Below are 21,830 nucleotides of genomic sequence, written 5' to 3' on the forward strand. Positions count from 1 at the left end.
GATAATATGATAGTATAGAGGTACATTTATTTTCCCGTAGGGGTAGAAAAGAGCGTATCATGAGAATCATCATTTCACCTGCCAAAAAGATGAAAACGGACACGGATTTTCTGGAATCCCGCCAGGCTCCGCAGTTCTTAAACGAGTCACAGACGCTCCTGGCCCTGCTTCGTAAGTTGAGTTACGCAGAAGCCAAGGCGCTGTGGAAATGCAATGACGCTATTGCTGCGCTGAATATGCAGCGGATTGAAGAGATGGACCTGACCCGGAATCTGACCCCGGCGATCTTCGCCTATGAGGGCATCCAGTACCAGTACATGGCGCCGGGGATTTTTCAGACGGAGGAGCTGGACTATCTGCAGCAGCATTTGCGGATACTATCAGGATTCTATGGGATCGTCCAGCCGTTCGACGGGGTGGTCCCTTACAGGCTGGAGATGCAGGCCAAGCTGGGTGGGCGGGGCTTCAGTACCCTCTATGAGTTCTGGAACAGAAGATTAGCGGACCAGCTGTTCGCAGAGACTGACACGATTGTGAATCTGGCCTCCAAGGAATACAGCAGGTGCGTCTCTCCCTACCTCAGCAGTGATGTCCGGATGGTAAGCTGTGTATTCGGGCAGAACATCGGCGGCAAGGTGGTGGAGCGGGCGACACTGGTTAAGATGGCCCGGGGCGAGATGGTCCGGTTCATGGCGGAGCAGCAGATTACCAGCGTCGAGGAGATTGAGGGCTTCAGCGGATTTGACTTCCGGTATGAAGCGGCCTTGTCGGATGAGAACACGTATGTGTTCGTTCAAGCCAAGCAAGACAAAGAATAGGCTGATAGATTGAGCAGTATAGAGGGTAATCTTGAAGATGGTGGAAGCACCGGATTCGGGGTTACCCTTTTGTTTGAAATATTAGAATTTATATGTTTCATTCAATAACTTATCCTCATATTTCTCGCTGAAACGTTACCGTCCTTCAAAAGGACGGCAAAGCCGTTTCCACTTGTTGCGGGTGAAAGCTTACTTTTTGTAAAATAAGGAAGAACTCAGAACAGATTCAAGAGGAGGACTTATGACTGGGAGACGAGACCCATTGAATAAAGAGCGCTTACTGGGGGAGCTGGATGCCCTGGGGTATTCTGATAGAATCAAAACAATCACACGACTAGGCCGTGATCACCTGGGGTCCCCGGAATACTCACAGCTACTTACCTCCTTACTTGGGGGCGGGGTTTATGAAGCGCGGCTGGCCCTGATGGGGGCGATCGCTACGCTGGATGGTTCTATGATCCGATCTGCGCTATATCATCCTATGGCGGGTATCAGGAAAATGGCTGCGGGCCTGCTGCCCAAGGCCGCTTCAGCCGAAGAGATTGAACACGAGCTTCCGCAGCTGTCACAGGATTGCCGCCGCAAGCTACTGCGCACGGTAGCCCTGATGAACCGCCAGGAGCTGGCGGAGCGGCTATTGCCAGTGGTACAGGCCCGGTGGGGCCCGGAGGAGGCAGCGATTGTGCTGCAGGCTTGCTCTGCGGCTACCGTCTGCGCGCGGCTGGCTGAGCTGGGGTACGCCATTAAGGATTGGAAAAAGCTGTCCAGCCGCCATCTGGAGGTGGTCGCGGAGTATTTCACCAGCGAGCTGGAAGCGGCCCCGCTAAGGGCTAAGGGGCTGGTCTGGTCGCAGTTCTCCTCCGCGATGGAGCATCTGAGTAGTCACAAGCCTGACCTGGTGCTGGCTTATGCGGTGAACCATGGGCCGGCAGACATGCTGCCGCCTCCGCTTAAGGCGAATCTTGGCACACTGATGCGCCTGAGACCAGGCGCGGTGTATGAGCTGCTGATCCGGACGCAGACGCGTGGTGAGCTTATGACTTATGGTGTGCCTGAAGCTGTGCTCAAGCGGGCGAAGCTCCTCTCCATGGATCAATTGTCGCAGCTTGCCAAGCTGCTGGCGGACGAGCCCTACCATGTGGCGCGGCTTCTGGAGCATCTTGCGCCTTCTAAGCGCCAGGAGATTTTCGATGCTGCGTATGAGGAGGAGAAGCGCCGGGAGCGGGTTTATCCGGAGGGGCTGCTGTATGTATTGCCGCATGCGCTGCGTGACCGGGAGGCTGCCCGGATGCTGGGCCTGCGTGAGATCAGGGAGAGCCGGGAGAACACCCTGCGCATCACAGCCGCCCGCCCGATTCTTCAGGTCAGAGAGCAGCTGGAGCAGGCCACCCGGGTATCGAATGCAGATGAACGCGCTACGGCGCTGATGCAGCTGGTCCGCAGCACCGTTCTGGCAAGGCAGGGAATGGATGCTACACTACTGACCTTAGGCCGCATCCGTAATGATCAGGACCCTGTCCGGGCGGCGGTGTTCAAGGAGCTGTCGGAGAGTCCGGCGTCTGTGTACGAGGCTGCCCATGTCCCTGCGCTTACTGTGCTGGTAGACAGTGTGATTGATGCCAGAGACACCTCCTATGGTACGAGGTACTCTGTGCAGCAATTGGCCTTCTCGATTCTGCGCCATCAGGCGGCGGAGACGGGCGGGGAGCTGTTCAAGTTCGCGCTGAACACGCTCCAGAAGCTGGCGAAGCAGGACGGGCAGCTCTCCCTGCCGTCCCTTGCGAAGAACATGCCGCGGGGCGTGGAAGAGATCATCTTTGACGGCATCTATTCCTACGCTGCGCAGGCGGGCAAGCGGGAGGATTACAACCTGGTGCTGAGCCTGGCAACTTCTTTTGGTAAAAGGGGGTACGGGATCTTCAAGCTACAGCAGCTTTTACGGGAAGCCACCCGGGCCAAAACCGAGGGAACCGCTATCCGGGCAACCCGTCTCTGGCTGGAGCCGCTGCAGACGCGCGATGAACGGGTGAAGGAGCTGCTGGATGCAGATCCAACGTATATCACCATCCACGAGGTGTTCTTGCATCTGCATCTGAAGCGCCAGGAATGGCTGGACCCTTATATTTCGGGCGCTGCGATCAAGGGCAAGTTCCTCTCGGGCAAAACGGTCTATCCCGTTCCGGCTGCGGACGGATTCTACCGCTGGCTGCCGCGCCAGCAGGAGGCGTACGGTGCTCTGTTAAGCACAGTCGCAACGGGTTCCAAGTACAGCTTGTTTGAGCGCTCGAGAGCGATTAGAATCATGGCCAGTATGCCGGATGGGAACCCGGAGCGGCTGTATGAACTGGTACAGGACAAAGAGGTGGCGGTAGTGGAGGCAGCGCTTCATGCCTTGTCCCTGCTGGAGGAGCCGGAGAAATCCCTGCCGGTGCTGCTGGAGCATCTGGATAGCGACCGGGCCCGTGTAGCGATGTACTCCATCCCAAGGTGTATCCGCCGGGTCAGTCCGCAGCGGCTGTCTCAGGCACTGAAGGCTCTGCTGAGCAGGGAGAAGCTGAAGATCACCGTCCGCAAGGAAGCCATCCGCCTGCTTGGTGCGTATAGAAGTGAGGACAGTCTTCCGCTGCTGTTGAATGAATTCGCGAAGCCTGCTGTGCATAAGGATGTGGTGATTGCTATAGGGCATGCTGCCAGAGGGCTGCTGGATGATGAACGGAGCTGGGAGGTGCTGCGTACCATCGCTGCTTCTCCAGAGCGTGATATCGCAGTAAGCTTGTTGTCCCAGCAGCCTGCTGGGCTTCCGCTTGCTTACAGACCGCGCTATCTGGACTTAATCATAGCCATTGCCGCTCACCCGGATGTATCCGTCATCAGCCAGGCTTATATTTCCATGAAGTGGTGGACAAGCGGTTATGAAGACACCGTTGCGGCGGCTGCGGCTCAGGCGGTTGCGGGTCTGAAGGACAGCTCCAGCTGGGAGTTCGCGATGATGACATTGATTGAAGCCGCCCGGGACGGCAAAGTGAACGCGGTTGTAGCCGATATCTGCCGGGAGCTGGCGGCAACGCCCGTGACGCAGGAATGGAATGCAGCGGCGGATAGAGACCTGCCGCACCGGCAGCGCCTGCAGGTGCTCATCAAGCAGTTAACCGGTCTGCCTAAGAGTACAAGCATACAGCTTAACCCGTTGTACCTGGAGCTGGCCGGCACACTGGCCGCCGACGAGACTTTATATGAGCTTGTCTTGACCTTATATATCGCAGTGATCGATTGGAGTCGCGCAGAGGAGGCGTCCGGGTATGTGAAGCGGATCGCACGGGAGGTGACCCGTCAGCCTCAGCTCTTGAGCGAGTTGTACCGCGGGCTTGCCGCCAGCCTGGAGAACAGCGCCGGATTCTGGATACCGGAGACATTGCTTGAGATTGTGGATGTTCTGCGGGCAGAACCGTCTTACGAGGCTCCGTATCTCGGACTGTCGTTGCTGGAAGCGGCGGGAAGCGCACTGCGCTGGAGCCCGGAACCGTCAGAGCGTCTGCGGGAGTACAGGAATCATGCGAATCCCGCAGTCCGCACACAGGCGCTGAATATTTGGACGGCGAGAGAGTCACGGCTGTTCATGCTATAACCGTATATGCAGGATGGGCCAAGGCTTGCCTTGCTCATCCTGTTCGGAGCGGCCATAGACCCGGAAGCCTAAATGTTCATAGAATCCGGCAGCATTAAGAATAAATAAGAATCGAGATGAAGCGATATGATGACCCGTCAGCGGCTGATCCGGTTTGGCGGAATGGCGTTTATTTGTTCCGGCCTGCTGGCGGTTAGCGTTCCTGTCTATATCGTGTTGGTTATTATTCTGGGGAGGCTGGTCTATCCGGTATATGGGATTGAGCTTACGCCGGAGAGCTACAGGCTGATCATCAGCTTCTATTACGGGGGCGTGCATTGTGTCGCATTAGTTGTTGGAATCGCAACGATTCTGCTGAGCCTTGTGATTTGGAAGAGCGGACTGGGACAATTCACGGCAGCCCTCGGGCTTCTGACCGGGGTGTTTGATCTAATCGGCTCCTATCCATGGTTACTTGGTGAGGGAATGATCCTGATCTCCCAGTTGCTGTTCTCCGGTTGGCTCGTCATTCTTGGCGTTAACATGCGAATGAGTGCGACAAGAGGGACCGATTAAGGCCATCGACCCAAAAGATTAATGACGGGCCTTCCAATTCTTGATACAATAAAACCACTTACGTGAAATTATTCACAACTAAAGCGGCTAATGATTGCTATAACGGGTGTGATTGCATATTATATGTATAAAATTATAAAGCACATTTGTAAAAGTGAGGGGGACTCGAATGGCGACACATCGCTTGAACAGTATGGAAGTTAAAAAGATGAACCGGAATGCCATTTACCGGTACCTGTATCACCGTGAATCCACTTCCATTCAGGAGATTGCACAGGCGCTGGGTCTAAGTCTTCCAACCGTGACACTGAATCTCAAGGAACTGCAGGAACGCGGGCTGATTGAGGAGACCGGGCTGTATGAATCCACCGGGGGGCGTAAGGCCAAGTCGATGGCCTGTAACAGTGTGGCGGGATATGCCGTCGGACTGGATATTACCCTGAATCATGTGGGGATTGTCGTCATTGACTTGAGCGGCAGAATCATTAAGAATGTCAGGAATCATTATCCGTTTGCAAATGAGGAGACCTACTTCCATGGGGTAGGCAAGCTGGTGGAGGAGTTCGTAGAGGAATGTCAGCTGGACCGCAGCCGGATTCTGGGAGTAGGCATTGCGCTGCCTGCGATTCTATCCGGGGACCGGCAGACGGTAAGCTATGCTACAGTCATAGATTTCAAGGGAGGCAGTGTCCGGCGGTTCGCCGAATACATCCCTTATCCCTGCGTCCTGAGCAATGATGCGAATGCGGCGGGACTCACTGAACTGTGGGGAGAGCAGGACATACACAATGTGGTCTATCTGTCCCTTAACAATAGTGTGGGTGGTGCCATTATAGCCGGTAACCAGATCTATGCAGGCCAGAACCACCGTAGCGGAGAGTTCGGGCATATGACGATTGTGCCTGAAGGGCGTACATGTTACTGCGGACAGAAGGGCTGTGTAGATGCCTATTGCTCAGCGAGGATTCTATCGGACAGCACGGGGGGGAGCATCGCGGAATTCTTCCGGCTGCTGGGAGAGGGCAAGGAGGAGCAGCGGGCTATCTGGCAGGAATATCTGGGCTATCTGGTGCTTACAGTGAATAACCTGCGGATGCTGTACGATTGCGATGTGATTCTCGGCGGCTACGCCGGGGCTCACATGGAGGAATACATTGATGAGCTTCAGGCGCTGGCAGCCCGCAAGAACACCTTCGAGCAGGATGGCTCCTACCTGCGGGTCTGCAAATATAAGCTGGAGGCCACCGCTGTGGGCGCTGCCCTGGAGCTGGTGACTGAATTTATCGACAGAATCTAGATCCGGGTTGATTTTACCCTAATACAATATCTGCTTTCCCCGCTCCTCCGGAAGAGGGACGTTGCTGCAATCGCAGCCTTGTCCTTCTCTGGGGGAGTTTTTGTTGACTTCACCCCAATTCCGTTTATAATCTTATTTAAATGGTTTTATAAAAGTATATTATTATTGAATGGTTGAAGAAGGAAGGCAAAATCCTTGAAGTAACAGGAGTTTGTTAAAGAGTATGCTAATGTTCCTGAGGAGGAGAAATGGATGAAGAACAGAGCTTTTTATATGACAGATCTGAAGCAAATGGCAATGAAGGACATCGATATGCCCGCAGTCCGGGAGGGCGAGGTCATTGTGAAGCTGGAGGTTGTCGGCATCTGCGGATCGGATGTACATTACCTGGAGCATGGCCGGATCGGTGATTTCGTGGTGGACGGAGATTTCATTCTGGGGCATGAATGCGCCGGGGAAGTGGTGGAGCTTGGCCCTGGCGTGAAGCATCTGAAGGTGGGGGACCGGGTGGCGCTGGAGCCTGGTGTGACTTGTGGCCAGTGTGAGTTCTGCAAGAGTGGCAAGTACAATCTCTGCCCGGATGTACAGTTCCTAGCTACGCCGCCGTACCATGGCTGTCTGATGGACTATATCGCTTACCCCGAGAATATGGCCTTCAAGCTGCCGGATAATGTGTCTTCGGAGGAGGGCGCACTGGTCGAGCCGCTGGCGGTAGGACTCCATGCTGCGGCGCAGGGCGGCGTTAAGCTGGGGGACCGTGTTGTGATTCTTGGAGCTGGCTGTATAGGACTGGTTACACTACTAGCCTGCAAGGCTTACGGGGCTACGGAGATTGTGGTGGTGGACATTATCGGGAAGCGGCTGGAAGCGGCGATGAAGCTGGGAGCTACGCGGGTCATCCATGCCAAGCAGGAGAATGTGCTGGAGACCATTGCGGCTTGGACCGATGGCGCGGGCGTGGATAAGGTGATTGAGACGGCAGGCAGTGAACATACGGTGAAGCAGACGCCATATCTGGTCAAAAGAGGCGGAACCATCGTCCTGGTTGGCCTGGCCGCCAAGGATATTATTGACTTCGACTTCATGCAGATTATGTTCAAGGAAGCCGGCATCAAGTCGGTCTTCCGGTACCGCAACCTGTATCCGGCAGCCATCGGAGCCATCGCGGACGGCAAGATCGACGTCAAGGGGATCGTCACCAACGAATTCAACTTTGAGGAGACGCAGCAAGCGTTCGATTACGTGATTAATAATAAGGAGGATGTGGTTAAGGCGGTTATCAAGATGGGCTAGAGGGACTAAAGTTGATGGGGAATAGCTAGATGGTGAATAGAAAAAGTTAATAGATTAGCTATGGATGAATAGTGACAAGTGAGTATGGCAGAATAGCGCAGAGCTGCCCCGTTTGGGGCGGCTTTTTGGCGTTGGTCGGCTCTGAAGACGGGGTGAGGTGGAAGAAAGGGACCAATTCCCTTAGTGGGCTGAAGGTGAGCCGGAGGATGAACTGATAGGCCCCTCTTAGGTTACGAAGAGCATTAGTGCACCTGATTCCAGCCAACCCATCCTGAAGGAGTAAATGGTAGTCCGCCGCTGCCGAAATTCCCCCAATTTCCGCCCCTATCTTCCGGCGAGAGTGAAATTCTCGTCGATTCATCCCAATAATTTCATAATATCAATAAAAATTGGGGGTTAATCTTTAGTTTGCGGAGAGTAATGTAAACGCTTACTAGATATAATTTTCTCGAAAGGAGGACAAGTAAATATATGGGATAACCATCAGGATAAGTTATTATTCTGTTGGGGGAAGCAAGCTGCAAGCAAACACATTATAATCGGGAGGTATTAATTGACAATGAAAAAGAAACTTCTTACGGTATTAATGACAGCGGCACTGAGCTTCAGCGCGTTCGCAGCTACTGCAGGCGCAACAGATTATTGGCAGAACTGGACCGATGGCGGCGGAACCGTGAATGCGGTGAACGGAAGTGGCGGGAATTATAGTGTGAACTGGTACAATACCGGGAACTTCGTAGTGGGTAAAGGCTGGACTTACGGATCACCGAACCGGGTTGTAAATTATAATGCAGGGGTTTTCGCGCCTTCCGGCAACGGCTACCTGACCTTATACGGATGGACCCGGAATTCCCTTATTGAATATTACGTGGTAGACAACTGGGGAACTTACAGACCAACCGGCGATTACAAAGGCACGGTGAACAGTGATGGCGGCACTTATGATATCTATCGTACCATGCGTTACGACGCTCCTTCTATTGACGGAAATGCTACGTTCCCGCAGTACTGGAGTGTAAGACAATCTAAACGGCCAATCGGCAGCAATGTCCAGATTACATTCAGCAACCACGTGAATGCCTGGCAGAGCAAATCAATGTATCTGGGAAGCAGCTGGTCATATCAGGTACTGGCTACTGAAGGATACCAGAGCAGCGGCAGCTCCAACGTAACCGTGTGGTAATGGACAAGCTGACAGGCGCCTTGCCGTTCCGGCAGTGCCGTAAGTTCAGCTAACCGTTGACAGGCTAAGGCCGGCCGGGTGGACAAGCTGCCGGCCTTATCATTTTCATGCACCGATCTGTGCTTAGGTCCTGTACCTTGCCCATCTGCTCAAAGGAGAGGTATTCATGAGAAAACCATTAATGATTCTGATTCTGTGTATGGCAATCGCGGTTATAGCCAGTGCCTGCGCGCAGGAGAAGCCTGCCGCGGATGAGCGTTTAGTGCGGATAGAAGGCGGTACTTTTAAAGATACGAAATCCAATTACTACGGGACAGAGATGACCCTCCCGGACTTCTACATTGGTAAATATGAGATCACCCAGCAAGAATGGCTGGAAGTGATGAAGAGTAACCCCTCGCGGTTCCAAGGAGACAAGCTGCCGGTGGAGAGCGTAACCTGGTATGATGCCGTGGAGTACTGCAATGAGCGGAGTGTGAAGGAAGGCCTGGCCCTCTATTATAATATAGACAAGAATACGGTTGATTCGAATAATACAAGTGACCGGGATTTCATGAAATGGAATGTAACGGCAAATGAAGGGGCGGACGGTTACCGTCTGCCGACAGAAGCCGAGTGGGAATATGCAGCAGGCGGAGGCCAGATGAGCACAAGCAATCCGTATAGCGGAAGCGACAACCCGGAGGAGGTAGCCTGGTACTGGAGGAACTCCGGCGATCAATTCCTGACTGGGGACTGGACCTGGCCTGCGATTGAGAACAACCATAGCCAGCCGAGAAATACCGGCCTCAAGCAGCCCAATGAGCTGGGACTGTACGATATGTCAGGCAACGTAAGGGAATGGTGCTGGAACTGGTACGGGAAAGCGGATTCGAATAGCAAGACCGGCTCGGTCCGGCTCGTGAAGGGCGGTGGCTGGATCGGCGGAGTGAACAATACGGAGGTATCCTTCCGCGGCCAATTCGACCCAAGCAGCCGGGGGAATGACCAGGGCTTTCGTGTGGTTCGTGCTGTTGCTGACAAGTGATTCACCCGCACGTATTCAACAGGAACAGAATAGTTTAAGCAGCAAGCCTTCGGGAACATTTTCCGGCATGAGCGCATCTATGGATGCAGCGGCTGGAGAGGACCCGGAGGTTTTTTAAAAAATATAAGAATTTATATGTTTCACACGATAACTTATCCTTCTATTTCTCGCTGAAACGGTACCGTCCTTTAAAAGGACGGCAAAGCCGTTTCCACTTGTGATAAGGAAGCATCCTTTCAACTAACATTCAGATTCACTATGTATACTCCGTATATGGATTAAGGCACATGCGAAAGATTCGCCGGACGCTGCCGATCAGGAGGGTATCATGGTAAAAAGAATCCAGCAAATCGTAACGATCATCCTCGCCTTGTTCATTGGGCTGTTCATCGCTTCATCCTTCTTTTTCCGGGCAAAATATAATTATTCCGTGTATGGAGACCGGGCGGTGCTGGAAGGGCAGCAGCCGCTTATTTTCCTGCTATGGATCGTAGTTGTTCTGGGACTGGGCTTCGTGCTGTACAGACTCTCACGGAAGCTTGAAGGCTATAGCCGGGCCAAGATTATTCCAGCCGTTCTGCTGTTGTCTGGTATCCTGCAGCTCGTGATTATTTTTCTGTTCACCCGCATGCCTACAGATGATTCACAGACGGTGCTGTCCCTGGCCTGGGCTATGCTCTATGACAAGGACTATTCCTCCTTTCAGTCAGGCGGATACCTCTACATGTTCCCGTTCAATTTCTCCTTCGTGCTGTATCTGAAGACGCTGCTGCTTCTGTTCCCGGACAATTATCTGGTGATCAAAAGCTTCAATATCCTCTTCTCCCTCGTCACTACGCTGGTCATCTACCTGCTTTGCCAAGAGCTGAATCCTAAATCAAGCAGGAAGGACTATGGCCTTCTGATTGTGGCTGCGACCTATGTTCCAGCTTTGTTCATGAGCAACTTCATCTATAATGATGGAATTGCCACGGCTCTGCTCACCAGCGCGCTCTACTTCGCAGTCAGGTTCATCCGCAGAAGATCCATGAAGGATATACTGTTCGCGGCAGTTCTGCTGACACTCGGCAACTACTTCCGTAGTATAGGTATGATCTTCCTGATTGCCATTGTCCTCGGTCTGCTCCTGAACCTGCGGGCGATTGGCGTGAAAAAGGTCATGGCTGCCCTTGGAGTAACGCTGCTGCTGTGGGTTCTCCCTGCCTGGATTCAGAATACGGCGCTTCAAGCAACAGGCATTGTGGACGAATCGCCGTCCAGCAATTCTGCTCCAGTGTACATGTGGCTGAATATGGGGATTAATCTGGAGACACTCGGGTTCTGGGATGACCGGGAGAGCTATAATATCTACCAACAGGAGGCCGGCTATAATAAGGCGGAGAGTGTAGAACTGTTCAAGGCGTCTATCCGCAGCAAGCTCTCCGGCGCGACCTTAACCGAGCTTGCAGGAATGTATTATAAAAAGCTGGTCTGGACCTGGACGGAAGGGACCTATCAGATGGAGCGCTACGGGATAGGAAATGAAGGAGCCTCCTCTGTTGGCGGGAGGGGCGGCATGGTAATGGGCCATTACAGCTATTCCACAGCTGCAAGCAGACTGTTTGAAGGTGCTTCTATGTACCGGAGCGGCTTGCTGTGGGCCTTATATGTCCAGAATTTCCTGATGTACGTCTTCATTCTGATCCGGTTAATCCGGGGACTGCGGGCTAAGCGCTTCGCGGAGACCCCGCTCCTTCTGGTGATTCTTGGCTTCATCGGGTTCTACCTGCTCTGGGAGATTAAGTCCCGGTATCTGTATCCCGTGTATCCGCTGCTGCTTGTCTTATCCTGCTTGGGTGTTCAAGACTTGTATGTATTACTTAGCGGGACAAGGAGGTCTAATCATGCGGACTAAGAAATATTACATCACCTTAATCATTAGTATGCTTAGCTGTTCTCTGCTGCTCACTTCCTGCGAAGCGGTCACGGCTCAAAATATTACTAGTGCAGACTTCAATTCCCGGCCCGGCGGCTTCCCCGGCATGAACGGCGGCGGCACCAACTTCAAGGACGGGAGCAGGGGAATGAACCGTGAAGGCCCTGGCAGGAGGGGGATGCAAGGGCCAGACGGGAGGGCAGACAGCACGCAATGATTGCGAAGCAGTGGACGCTAAGCTGCTATGCCACTTTGTCATATTGCCACTATTTCACTCTGCCAGTCCTTCAGTACAATGCTTTTTCCACTTCCGGATCTTCCCCCGAAAGGTCTTGAACGGAGCGGCAGAGTTAATGTGAATCCACCGGGCCATCGGCCAGTTCTCTTTGGTTCCGGTCCACTTACGCGCGCCTTGGATGAACAGCTCATCCTCCGTCAATGTTCCGATCCAGTCCAGCCACTGCTGCTCTGATTGCCGGAAGAGCCCGCGCAACTCAGACAGGGAATACTCCGCATATTTGCTGTAGAAGGACTGATACAACCCGCCGAGCTGATTCCACTTGTAATCCGCAGCGGGCATGGAGAAGGTCTGTCCTTCCAGCTCGCTCCGGTCCCAGCTCCTCACCAGCTCCAGCCAGCCCAGCTGATAAGCGATGATCTCGGCAGGGGTTTTGTCCACCTCGGGCATTCGCGTATCCTTATATGTATTGTTAATGCCGTCATACTCGGCATCCAAGAGCAGGTACAGATTATGGATCGTGTCCATCAAGTCCTGCCTTGACGAGTATTCATAGCTTGCCATAAGACAATCACTCCTTTACCTGGTTATATCACAGCGCCGTGACAGCAGTCTGTCAAGTTTAACCGGGTGCATCGAAACTATATGTGTGGCCAAGGGGGGGCTAGCGCCAAATACGCTGTACACTCACAAGCTTGTTCTCAACGAAGCTTAGCTTATAGATGTCTGGCATTTCTAACTGCTTCCAGAAGCTATAATCATAACGCTTATCCAGAGCATTCATGATCAGGACCATCATATTACCGTGAGTTCCGATAGCGATCGAATTTCCTTTATATTGCTGTAATACTTTATAGAGTGCTTGTACGCCTCTCTTCTGGGCAACCAGATTGGATTCTCCTCCCGGCCAGGCGAAGGAAAAGTCCTCCCATACCTTGGAGATAGCCTGCCCGAAGTCCGGTACAGGTTCTGAAGACAAGATTCTTTCTTTAAAATCATCTTCAATTACAATCCTAGTCCTGAGCGGTTTCTCCAGCCCCTCAATGGTCTGTATAGCCCGTTTATAGGGACTAGAGATCAGAATGTTAATATTCTCATGAAGTAGTAGACGGGTAACTCTCTGTGCGTCTGCCCGTCCATCTTCGGATAAAGGTCTATTCAATTCGTCGGTAGAATAAGTAGAGTGGGCATGTCGTACGAAGTACAGAGTGGTAATCATTCACTATCGCCTCATCTATTAATATTTGTACAGTATTGTAACACGAAGAGGACGGGGGATTCAGTGATGAAGGAGCAGTATGGAGAGAGGATCAAGCAGGTCATTGCCTACATAGAAAATCACAGCAGCCAGCCGCTGCGGCTGGATCAGCTGGCGGAGATCTCCCATTTCTCCAAATATCATTTCAGCAGAATATTTACAGCCTTCACGGGCATGACGCCCATGGCCTTCGTTACCAGGAAGCGTATCGAGCGGGCATGGGAGCTGCTGACCAAGACGGACCTGACCATTCTGGAGATTGCATGGGAAAGTGGCTTTGAATCGGTATCTGCTCTGAATGTCCATTTCAAACGGCATTTCGGCTGTACGCCCAGCAGTGTCAGGAACAGCAGGCAGAAACATAGCAATTTCCCGTCACTCCTCAGCAATAAGCAGGCAGAGCCGGCCGCCCTGGCGGATTACAATAAAGCCGAAGGTAATTCGCTGTTAAGGAGGGCATGGGACAGTATGGTGGAACTTAGAGTAATTGCAGAAGTTGAAGTCGCTTATGTCAGGCATATTGGTAGTTACCTGGACACGCATCACGCATGGGACAAGCTAACCGGCTGGGCTACTGAGAAGGGGCTGCATCCGGCGAATCAGCAGTTCATCGGAATCTCACTGGATGACGGGGAACTTACGGAAGAGTCTGTATGCCGCTATGATGCTTGCGTTACACTTCCGGAGGGATTCGACCGGGAGGCCCATCGGGAGGAGGTAGCATACAAGACTCTATCCGGCGGGCAGTATGCGGTGTATTCCTACTATGATACGGTAGAGAGATTTGTCCTTGCGTATGATACGATGTTCAGCGTATGGTTACCCCGCAGCGGCTATGAAGCCGATGACCGGCCATGTCTTGAATTCTGTCTGAATGATCCTGCGCAGGACCCGCAGGGCAAGTGCATGGTTGAGCTGTACGTCCCCATTAGGCCAAGCGCTTAAGGATCAGAGAAGGGAGTGCCCCGGGTGAAGATGGAGATTGTGTTTGACCAGTTCCCTGTCTTAAGATCAGAGGAGCTGGTGCTGGGCAAGATTGAGGAGCAGCATCTGGACGGGCTGTTCGAGATTTACAGCAATGACCATGTGTTCGAATATTGCGGGATTATCCCCAAGCACAATAAGACTACAGTCAAGAGCATGATCGGTCATTATGAGCGGGATTATGGCAAAAGATCGCGGATCAAGTGGGGCATCTTCGCTCCAGCGGACGATACGCACCTGCTCGGAATCATTGAAGCCTGCGACTTCAATCAGAGGGTTAATATGGTCACCATTGGCTACTTCCTTGCGGAAGCCCAGTGGGGGAGGGGCCTCGCCTCCAGGGCCGTTGAGCTGTTGACAGCATTTCTGTTCCAGCAGGCTCAGGTGAACCGGATTCAGGCGGAAGTGATGCTGAATAATGAGCCCTCCAAGAAGGTGCTGCTGAAGAACGGATATGTCAAGGAAGGGATGCTGCGGCAGGCGGCCCTCTGGTCCGGCAAGGGCGTGGTCGATCTGGAGATCTATAGTATGCTGAGGGAAGAGTATATGAAGGTTCTACAACCGGACCATGAGGCCTTTATTTTGTGAAAAAGACAGCTTTATCGCTCGTCCGCGGACTGAGGGGCCGTTATAAGGCCAGTTGGTGATGGAAATGAGGCAAGCGCGGCTAGTTAAGTGCATGTGAGTCCGCTTAGCCCGCGAAATGGTGCAATGTACAGGAATAGCGGCTCTCCAGTCCGCATGGATCGCAGCAGGAGTATTAGTATTGCTTAATTGCACGAAATTGAGAAAGCCAGTAACAGTAGTCTTAGGCGGTAACGGATCTTACGTGAGGGCGCAATCTTCACTGGAGATGTGCTGTACGGTCCAACTAAGCGTGCCAAAAACCGCAGACAGGGGAGCCCCTGCTGCGGTTTTTGGCGATTTCTTAAAATATAAGAATCTATATGTTTCACACGATAGATTATCCTTCTATTTCTCGCTGAAACGGTACCGTCCTTTAAAAGGACGGCAAAGCCGTTTCCACTTGTTTGAACCTATATAAATTGAACTACAAGTACAATCTATATAGCCTTACTTGCGTTGCACGTCAGGCTTCCATCTTCTGCGCCGTATACAGCCGGTGGTACAGGCCGCGGCGGGCGATCAGCTCGTCATGGGAGCCGCTCTCGGCAATGCCTTTGTTCGAGACATACATGATCCGGTCGCAGTTCTTCACTGTAGACAGGCGGTGCGCGATGATGAACGAGGTCCGGCCCTTAAGCAGCTCATTCAGCCCCTTCTGGAGCAGACGCTCGGTCTGTGCATCAATAGAGGAGGTGGCTTCATCCAGAATGAGAATCCGCGGGTTGGCCAGCAGCGTTCTGGCGAACGAGATCAGCTGCCGCTGCCCCTGGGAGAGCTTGGAGCCGCGTTCGTTCACCTCGGTCTGGTAGCCCTGATCGAATTCGCGGATGAAATCATCCGCGCAGACCGCCTTCGCAGCGGCGATGACCTCCTGCTCGGTCGCATCCGGTCTGCCATAGCGGATATTATCCAGAATGGTTCCCGAGAAGATGAAGCTGTCCTGCAGCATGATCCCCATCTGGCTGCGCAGTGACTTCAGCGTGATCTGCGAGATATCCTGCCCGTCGATCAGAATGCGTCCGCCGGTCAGGTTATAGAAGCGTGAGATCAGGTTGACGACGGTGGTCTTGCCCGCTCCGGTCGGACCGACCAGAGCGATGCTCTCTCCCGCTGCGACATCGAAGGAGATGTTCTCCAGGATATTCAGGCCCGGATCGTAGGCGAAGGTGACATCATCGAACGTCACCCGGCCCTCCACTGGCGGCAGCGCCTTCGCACCGGGAATATCGCTGACCGTTACCGGCTCATCCAGCGTCTCGAAGATCCGCTCCAGATAAGCGACCGCATTAATGAAGTTATTGTACAAGTTCGACAGGTTCAGGATCGGCTGCCAGAAGCGTGCCGCATAGCTGCTCATCGCGAGAATGACGCCCAGCGTCATATTCTGCGGGTCCAGTGTCAGCAGGCCAACCAGGAAGATCATAGCCGTAACAATGGTAGACAGGTTATCGACACTGAACGGAATCAGTATGTTGTAACGCAGCGCCTTCATCCAGGCCGTGCGGAAGTTGCCGGCCAGACGGGTGAAGATCCCTTCATTGCGTGTCTCCCGGGAGAACATCTGGGTGACGCCGATGCCGCTGATACTCTCCTGCAGATAAGCATTCAGGTTGGAGCTTTTGTTCGATACGGCCTGCCAGGCCCGGCGCTGCCGGGTCTTGATCAGCAGCATGACACCGAGGAACACCGGCAGTCCGGCCAGAATGATGAAGGAGAGCCGCACATCCACGGCGAACATGAACACCGCGATGAAGATCAGGTTCACGATTTCCAGGATGAAGTTGATAATCCCGTTGGACAACACGTCAGAGACCCCGTTGACGTAGTTCACGACCCGGATCAGGATTTTGCCCTGCGGCCGGTCGTCATAATATTTGAAGGGCAGCTCCTGCAGATGCTTGAACAGGTCGGTGCGGATATCGAAAATAATATCCTGACCGACACGGGTCATAATCCGTGAGCGGATAGTCGCCAGAATGACACTGACCACGATGGTCGCCAGCATTAGCAGGGACCAGCCTGCCAGTGCTCCCATGTCTTTGGCGGGTATGGTCACATCCACCACATGCTGCATAATCAGCGGAGCCGACAGGGCGATTGCCGCTGACAATGCGCTGAGCGCGAATGCGATCAGCATCGGCTTCTTTTTGCGTCTGATATAGACCATGGCCCGCCGGAAATGCTTAATATTGAACGGCGATTCCAGATTCTCATCGACATCGAATTTATTCCTGGCCAATCTCGGTCACCTGCCTTCCAATGCCCTCGTTCTGAAGCATGAATACATCATAGTAATAACCCCGCTTCGCCAGCAGCTCGGCGTGGGTCCCTTCCTCAATCAAGCGCCCGCCCTCCAGGATCAGAATGCGGTCAGCCTGGGCCGTAGTGGATACCCGCTGTGCGATGATGATCTTCGTGCAGGGATACTCCAGCTCCCGGAGGCTGCGCTGGATATGCTCCTCGGTCTCCAGATCGACCGCTGAGGTCGTATCATCCAGGATCAGAATCGGACGTTGGACCGCCAGGGCGCGGGCCAGCGCAATCCGCTGCTTTTGGCCCCCGGACAACCCGACACCGCGTTCCCCGACTACGGTATCGTAGCCTTCAGGCATTTTGACAATGAAATCATGGGCAGCGGCCAGAGCCGCGTAAGCCTGCGCATCCTCCTCAGGCAGATCGGGATCGCCGTAGGCAATGTTGCCGTCAATGGTATCGGAGAACAGCAGGACATCCTGCGTAGCCATCCCGATATTCCCGCGCAACTCATCCAGCTCAAGCTCCCGGACATCTCTGCCGTCCACCAGCACGCGCCCGCCAGCCACATCATAGAAGCGGGGAATGAGGTTGATAAGCGAGGTTTTGCCGGAGCCGGTGGCCCCCATAATCGCAATGGTCTCGCCGGGGGCGATCGTGAAGCTCACATCATCCAGCACGGTAGCGTTATCATATTTGAACCGGACATGGTCGAATTCAATCCGTCCCTCATAGCGGCGGTGCTCTACCGGATTGTGATCGTTGGCAATTGCCGGACGGGCGTAATAGATATCGACGATTTTGGATAAGCTGGCAAAGAAACGCTGGATATCATTAATAATAATCCCGATATTGCGCATCGGGTTCGAGACAGCCCAGATCAGCGAGGAGAACGCCGTGAACTCACCGAAGGTAATCCGGCCCTCCATCACATAGTAACCGCCGGCCAGCATCAGAACCACGTTGAAGCCTTGAGCGAAGGTCTCCAGATAAGGGAAGTAGTCGAGCCAGACGAGGGCCGCTTTTTTATTCGCCACCGCGTAGTTGACATTCTTCTCTGTGAACTTGGCAATCTCGAATTCCTCACGGGCAAAAGCCTTCACCACCCGGTTCCCGGAGATATTCTCCTGGGTCGTTGTATTGAGCTGGGACAGCCGTTCGCGCAGGTCGATGTACATGGGACGTACCCGTCTGGCGAAGATAAAGGCCACCACAAAAATCGGCGGTGACAGGATCAGCATCCACAGCGTCAGCTTCACATCAATCGTGAGGAAATAAATGACGGCTGCCAGGAAAATCGTAAGCGATTCAATGATCGTCTTGAAAATCCACGCCATCGAGTGGCGGACCATATCCAGATCCCCGGTCATCTTCGTCATCAGGTCCCCGGTGCGGTTGCGGTCATAATATTCCCGGTCCTGGCCCTGAATCTTGTTGTACAGATAAATCCGGATATTGTACATCATATTCTGTGAAGAAATTTCGTACTGCATGGTCGTGAAGTATGCCAGCCCTGTTCGGAGCAGAGAGAAGCCGATCATGCCCAGGCAGAGTGCAATGAGCAGTCCGCGGCCTGTAGCAAGATTCTCTCCGGCGTGGTCACCGGCAATGAATGTATCGACGATGCGCTGGCTGATGTAGGGGTTCACAATCGTAAGACTTGAGCCCACCACCGAGAGGCAGAGCGCCACGATATACCGCGCCCGGTTGCCCTCCAGGTTCTGCCACAGCCATTTGATTTCAAACATCTGATCACCTGTTTCCTGTTGTCTTGTGATAAACAAAGTGATTATAACACTATGAACCAAAATGTATAGGTTCTGGGGCAATTTATTGTTACAAATGGTGAAACTTTCTGCTGGAGTAATCCAGTAATTCTGCATTGCGTTAATGTAGATCACAGCTTACAATGATGCTTACATATTAAGATAGATTGCGTGGAGTACATGTGAGGTGTACAGGTGTACATATGAGGAGGAGCATTTCGTTGGAATCCAAAGAGTTAACCAGAGGGCTTAAGCCGCGGCATATCGAGCTGATCGCACTGGGCGGCACGATTGGCGTGGGATTATTCATGGGCTCGGCAAGTACGATTAAGTGGGCGGGGCCTTCCGTGCTGCTTGCGTATCTTTTGGCAGGAATCATTATGTTTTTTGTGATGCGGATTATGGGGGAGATGCTGGTGATGGAGCCGGTGACCGGTTCTTTTGCCACGTTTGCCCACAAATATATCAGCCCGCTGGCCGGCTTCCTGACCGCCTGGAGTTATTGGTTCCTGTGGGTGACAGTCGGAATGGCGGAGGTTACGGCAATTGGTATCTATGTCGGGTACTGGTTCCCGGATATCCCGCAGTGGATTCCGGCGCTGATCGGGGTGGGCATCATTGCGGCAGCCAATCTGGCGGCGGTGAAGCTGTACGGGGAGTTTGAATTCTGGTTTGCGATGATCAAGGTGGTTGCCATTGTTGTGATGCTGGTGATCGGCACCGGGGTGATTTTTTTCGGTCTCGGGAATGGCGGGCAGCCGTTAGGTCTGTCCAATCTGTATAGCCATGGCGGTTTTTTTGCCGGAGGATTAAAGGGATTTCTGTTCGCGCTCTGCATTGTCACGGCGGCCTATCAGGGGATTGAGCTGGTGGGGATTACGGCAGGGGAAGCGGAGAATCCGAAGCAAACGCTGCGCAAAGCGATCAAGAATATCATCTGGCGCATTCTGATTTTCTACGTGGGGGCCATCTTCATCATTGTGACCATCTATCCGTGGAATGAGATCGGCGAGATCGGCAGTCCGTTCGTGCTGACCTTCGCCAAGGTAGGGATTGTCGCTGCGGCTGGCATTATCAACTTCGTGGTGCTGACAGCGGCGATGTCGGGCTGCAACAGCGGAATCTACAGTGCGGGAAGAATGCTCTACACGCTGGCCCAGAACGGACAGGCTCCGAAGTTCTTCGGCAGAGTCTCTGCCAGCGGAGTGCCCCGAAACAGCATTATTACCACGATCTCCCTGCTGCTCGTAGGCGTATTGTTAAACTATCTGATGCCGGACTCCAAGCTGTTTCTCTATATTTACAGTGCCAGCGTGCTTCCGGGAATGATTCCGTGGTTCGCCCTGGCCTTCAGCCAGTTCAGATTCAGAGAGCGATGGGCAGGCGAGATGGCAGTCCATCCGTTCAAGTCCCGCTTTTTCCCGGTCAGTAACTACATTATCATTATCTTCCTGTCGCTGGTCATTATCGGCATGTGGTTCAACCCGGATACCCATCTGTCGCTGATCGTCGGCGCGTCCTTCCTGGCTATTGTTGTGGCGGGCTACTTTGCTTTTGGGATCGGCAAGCGCCGGATGCCCGGGGATGGGGAGGAAGTGTAGGGTTGTTGCGGAAGGGTGGCAGGCAAGCGGCCGCTGCTATCTAACATAACAACAAGTGGAAAAACGTCATCTAATTATAACAAAATCGTTGTTTGGCGAATTGTAGTTGGAAATTATACACCTAATCCAGCCGGATATAGGTAACATCGCAGATATGGGCAGAGTTAAGTGTCATAAATCCAACTAATTTCCGTCACACGGGAGATCGCTGGTTAACAAGTGCCTGAAATCCAACTAAAAGGCTTCCGAAGCAATTACGCTCCGGAGGCCTTTTGCATGTCACTTCCTAAGAAGAAGCTGCCGCCGCAGCAGAGGCTGCAGCTACAGCAATCGCTGTCTGCTGGGCAATGATGATATTGGTCAGGCTGGTAGATAGGGTGGATTCAATAATGCCGTTTCTTACATCGACTATATATTGATAGGAGACGAGTGCGGCAGACAGCAGGAGCAGCTCCTGCTTGTTGATGGACCAGCCGCCGAAGCCCTTCTGCGGGCGCAGAAATTCATAGGTGTCTGAGACATCGCTTACCAGTTGCTGCTGTTCGTACGGGATCAGGGACAGGATGCCAAGGGACGAGAGCGTATACTCCTTATCCAGCCGGATATCCCGTGCCCGGAACGCCTCACGCAGGCTAATCACCCGGCTTGTGAGATCCTCGCCGCCTAGCACCAGCACCTGTGTCAGCGCCTGAACACTATTGCCGGAGAAGAACTCGGGCTTGAGCGTAACATAGAGCTGTTCCAGCTGCTCCAACCCTTGCTCTACAGGGATATCGGAGAGGCCGAGCATGGCGGCGAAGATATAGTCGTCCCGTCCGGTGAGGAAACGGTGCTTTGACCGCATTCCTTCATAGAAAGCTTGAGTGCGGTCTATGGCTGCGGCATATTGATCGTACGGGGTATGGGCAGCGATCTGATAGGCGGCAATGACCAGGTAGTCGGAGGCCCGGAATTTGCGTTCCTTGAGCAGGTCATATACAGCGAGCGTATTTGCAAGCTGCTGTTCCGGCTGGGCGGAGAGGGAGAGCAGCGCAGCAATACAGATGGCTGAGGTTCCGCGGAAGGAGGAGAAGCCCCGGGTGTTATCCTTGACCATCTCATGGTACATGCGGATCGCCTGTACGTTGACCATCTTGTCCTCCACGGCGTAGAGCAAGGCTGCCAGCCGGTTCACGGAGGCATTTTGCCACGGGAATTCCTGTTTAATCTGCTGCGCGTTAGTTACGAATAATTCAAGTCTGGCTATGTACGATTGCTTCATAGGATGCACCTCTCATTTAGTGGTAGTTAATTTGGGTATATTCTACTATAAAAACCAAAACGATGAAATTGAAACTCTTCCATTAGACTTGCCCCCAAACCTATGAGAGCGTATTCTTGAATAAAGTAT

General features: G+C 53.2%; 17 protein-coding genes. 12 read left to right on the forward strand and 5 right to left on the reverse strand.

The features are described 5' to 3' along the window. The first annotated feature begins 59 nt into the window (after positions 1–59). The 9 genes from yaaA to NYE24_RS24550 all read left to right on the forward strand — a co-directional run bounded on the left by yaaA (position 60) and on the right by NYE24_RS24550 (position 11,930). Positions 60–818, forward strand: a complete 759-nt coding sequence (yaaA, locus tag NYE24_RS24510) for a peroxide stress protein YaaA (protein ID WP_342476902.1) — start codon at positions 60–62, stop codon at positions 816–818. Between the two features lie 262 nt (positions 819–1,080). Further along, positions 1,081–4,443: a HEAT repeat domain-containing protein gene (locus NYE24_RS24515; RefSeq protein ID WP_342476903.1), complete on the forward strand. Its 3,363-nt coding sequence runs from the start codon at positions 1,081–1,083 to the stop codon at positions 4,441–4,443. Between the two features lie 126 nt (positions 4,444–4,569). Then, positions 4,570–4,998 (forward strand): hypothetical protein, encoded by a 429-nt coding sequence (locus NYE24_RS24520; RefSeq protein WP_342476904.1) that lies wholly within the window; start codon positions 4,570–4,572, stop codon positions 4,996–4,998. 169 nt (positions 4,999–5,167) lie between these two features. Beyond that, positions 5,168–6,295, forward strand: coding sequence for an ROK family transcriptional regulator (locus NYE24_RS24525; protein ID WP_342476905.1), 1,128 nt, complete (start codon positions 5,168–5,170; stop codon positions 6,293–6,295). A gap of 252 nt (positions 6,296–6,547) precedes the next feature. Continuing rightward, the gene (locus NYE24_RS24530) at positions 6,548–7,588 is read left to right on the forward strand and encodes an NAD(P)-dependent alcohol dehydrogenase (protein ID WP_342476906.1); all 1,041 of its coding nucleotides are present in this window, start codon (positions 6,548–6,550) and stop codon (positions 7,586–7,588) included. A 559-nt stretch (positions 7,589–8,147) separates the two neighbouring features. Next, on the forward strand, positions 8,148–8,771 hold the full coding sequence (locus NYE24_RS24535) for a glycoside hydrolase family 11 protein (protein WP_036694640.1): 624 nt from the start codon (positions 8,148–8,150) through the stop codon (positions 8,769–8,771). A gap of 166 nt (positions 8,772–8,937) precedes the next feature. After that, positions 8,938–9,798 (forward strand): SUMF1/EgtB/PvdO family nonheme iron enzyme, encoded by an 861-nt coding sequence (locus tag NYE24_RS24540; protein ID WP_342476907.1) that lies wholly within the window; start codon positions 8,938–8,940, stop codon positions 9,796–9,798. A 328-nt stretch (positions 9,799–10,126) separates the two neighbouring features. Further along, positions 10,127–11,692, forward strand: coding sequence for a glycosyltransferase family 39 protein (locus tag NYE24_RS24545; protein ID WP_342476908.1), 1,566 nt, complete (start codon positions 10,127–10,129; stop codon positions 11,690–11,692). Further along, on the forward strand, positions 11,682–11,930 hold the full coding sequence (locus NYE24_RS24550) for a hypothetical protein (RefSeq protein ID WP_076161568.1): 249 nt from the start codon (positions 11,682–11,684) through the stop codon (positions 11,928–11,930). Before NYE24_RS24545 ends, NYE24_RS24550 begins: the two co-directional genes overlap by 11 nt. Before the next feature lie 54 nt (positions 11,931–11,984). On the opposite strand, the gene NYE24_RS24555 is transcribed toward NYE24_RS24550, so the two are convergent. Together NYE24_RS24555 and NYE24_RS24560 are read right to left on the reverse strand one after the other, a co-directional pair. Beyond that, positions 11,985–12,515 (reverse strand): ClbS/DfsB family four-helix bundle protein, encoded by a 531-nt coding sequence (locus NYE24_RS24555; protein WP_076161570.1) that lies wholly within the window; start codon positions 12,513–12,515, stop codon positions 11,985–11,987. Positions 12,516–12,615: 100 nt separating this feature from the next. After that, a complete protein-coding gene (locus NYE24_RS24560) occupies positions 12,616–13,167 on the reverse strand; it encodes a histidine phosphatase family protein (RefSeq protein WP_036694661.1) in 552 nt (183 codons plus the stop codon). Between the two features lie 69 nt (positions 13,168–13,236). On the opposite strand from NYE24_RS24560, the gene NYE24_RS24565 reads away from it, so the two are divergent. Further along, positions 13,237–14,154: an AraC family transcriptional regulator gene (locus NYE24_RS24565; RefSeq protein WP_036694630.1), complete on the forward strand. Its 918-nt coding sequence runs from the start codon at positions 13,237–13,239 to the stop codon at positions 14,152–14,154. A gap of 24 nt (positions 14,155–14,178) precedes the next feature. Beyond that, the gene (locus NYE24_RS24570; RefSeq protein ID WP_036694629.1) at positions 14,179–14,781 is read left to right on the forward strand and encodes a GNAT family protein; all 603 of its coding nucleotides are present in this window, start codon (positions 14,179–14,181) and stop codon (positions 14,779–14,781) included. Positions 14,782–15,283: 502 nt separating this feature from the next. On the opposite strand, the gene NYE24_RS24575 is transcribed toward NYE24_RS24570, so the two are convergent. Both NYE24_RS24575 and NYE24_RS24580 read right to left on the reverse strand, forming a co-directional pair. Continuing rightward, the gene (locus NYE24_RS24575; protein ID WP_036694628.1) at positions 15,284–17,059 is read right to left on the reverse strand and encodes an ABC transporter ATP-binding protein; all 1,776 of its coding nucleotides are present in this window, start codon (positions 17,057–17,059) and stop codon (positions 15,284–15,286) included. After that, positions 17,046–18,821 (reverse strand): ABC transporter ATP-binding protein, encoded by a 1,776-nt coding sequence (locus NYE24_RS24580; protein ID WP_342476909.1) that lies wholly within the window; start codon positions 18,819–18,821, stop codon positions 17,046–17,048. Before NYE24_RS24580 ends, NYE24_RS24575 begins: the two co-directional genes overlap by 14 nt. Before the next feature lie 239 nt (positions 18,822–19,060). Here NYE24_RS24580 and NYE24_RS24585 point away from each other — a divergent pair, with 239 nt between their 5' ends. Then, positions 19,061–20,440 (forward strand): amino acid permease, encoded by a 1,380-nt coding sequence (locus tag NYE24_RS24585; RefSeq protein WP_036694623.1) that lies wholly within the window; start codon positions 19,061–19,063, stop codon positions 20,438–20,440. A gap of 286 nt (positions 20,441–20,726) precedes the next feature. On the opposite strand, the gene NYE24_RS24590 is transcribed toward NYE24_RS24585, so the two are convergent. Further along, entirely contained in the window at positions 20,727–21,701 is a 975-nt protein-coding gene (locus NYE24_RS24590; protein ID WP_342476910.1) for a DUF4003 family protein, read from the reverse strand. Between the last annotated feature and the right edge of the window lie 129 nt (positions 21,702–21,830).

The sequence above is a fragment of the Paenibacillus sp. FSL H7-0350 genome, assembly GCF_038593195.1.
GTDB lineage: Bacteria > Bacillota > Bacilli > Paenibacillales > Paenibacillaceae > Paenibacillus_AQ.

Excerpts from the sequence above, each read along its gene's own strand:
- yaaA (WP_342476902.1), top strand. The coding sequence starts at position 60 with ATGAGAATCATCATTTCACCTGCCAAAAAGATGAAAACGGACACGGAT.
- NYE24_RS24520 (WP_342476904.1), top strand. The coding sequence starts at position 4,570 with ATGATGACCCGTCAGCGGCTGATCCGGTTTGGCGGAATGGCGTTTATT.
- NYE24_RS24525 (WP_342476905.1), top strand. The coding sequence starts at position 5,168 with ATGGCGACACATCGCTTGAACAGTATGGAAGTTAAAAAGATGAACCGG.
- NYE24_RS24530 (WP_342476906.1), top strand. The coding sequence starts at position 6,548 with ATGAAGAACAGAGCTTTTTATATGACAGATCTGAAGCAAATGGCAATG.
- NYE24_RS24535 (WP_036694640.1), top strand. The coding sequence starts at position 8,148 with ATGAAAAAGAAACTTCTTACGGTATTAATGACAGCGGCACTGAGCTTC.
- NYE24_RS24540 (WP_342476907.1), top strand. The coding sequence starts at position 8,938 with ATGAGAAAACCATTAATGATTCTGATTCTGTGTATGGCAATCGCGGTT.
- NYE24_RS24545 (WP_342476908.1), top strand. The coding sequence starts at position 10,127 with ATGGTAAAAAGAATCCAGCAAATCGTAACGATCATCCTCGCCTTGTTC.
- NYE24_RS24550 (WP_076161568.1), top strand. The coding sequence starts at position 11,682 with ATGCGGACTAAGAAATATTACATCACCTTAATCATTAGTATGCTTAGC.
- NYE24_RS24555 (WP_076161570.1), bottom strand. The coding sequence starts at position 12,515 with ATGGCAAGCTATGAATACTCGTCAAGGCAGGACTTGATGGACACGATC.
- NYE24_RS24565 (WP_036694630.1), top strand. The coding sequence starts at position 13,237 with ATGAAGGAGCAGTATGGAGAGAGGATCAAGCAGGTCATTGCCTACATA.
- NYE24_RS24580 (WP_342476909.1), bottom strand. The coding sequence starts at position 18,821 with ATGTTTGAAATCAAATGGCTGTGGCAGAACCTGGAGGGCAACCGGGCG.
- NYE24_RS24590 (WP_342476910.1), bottom strand. The coding sequence starts at position 21,701 with ATGAAGCAATCGTACATAGCCAGACTTGAATTATTCGTAACTAACGCG.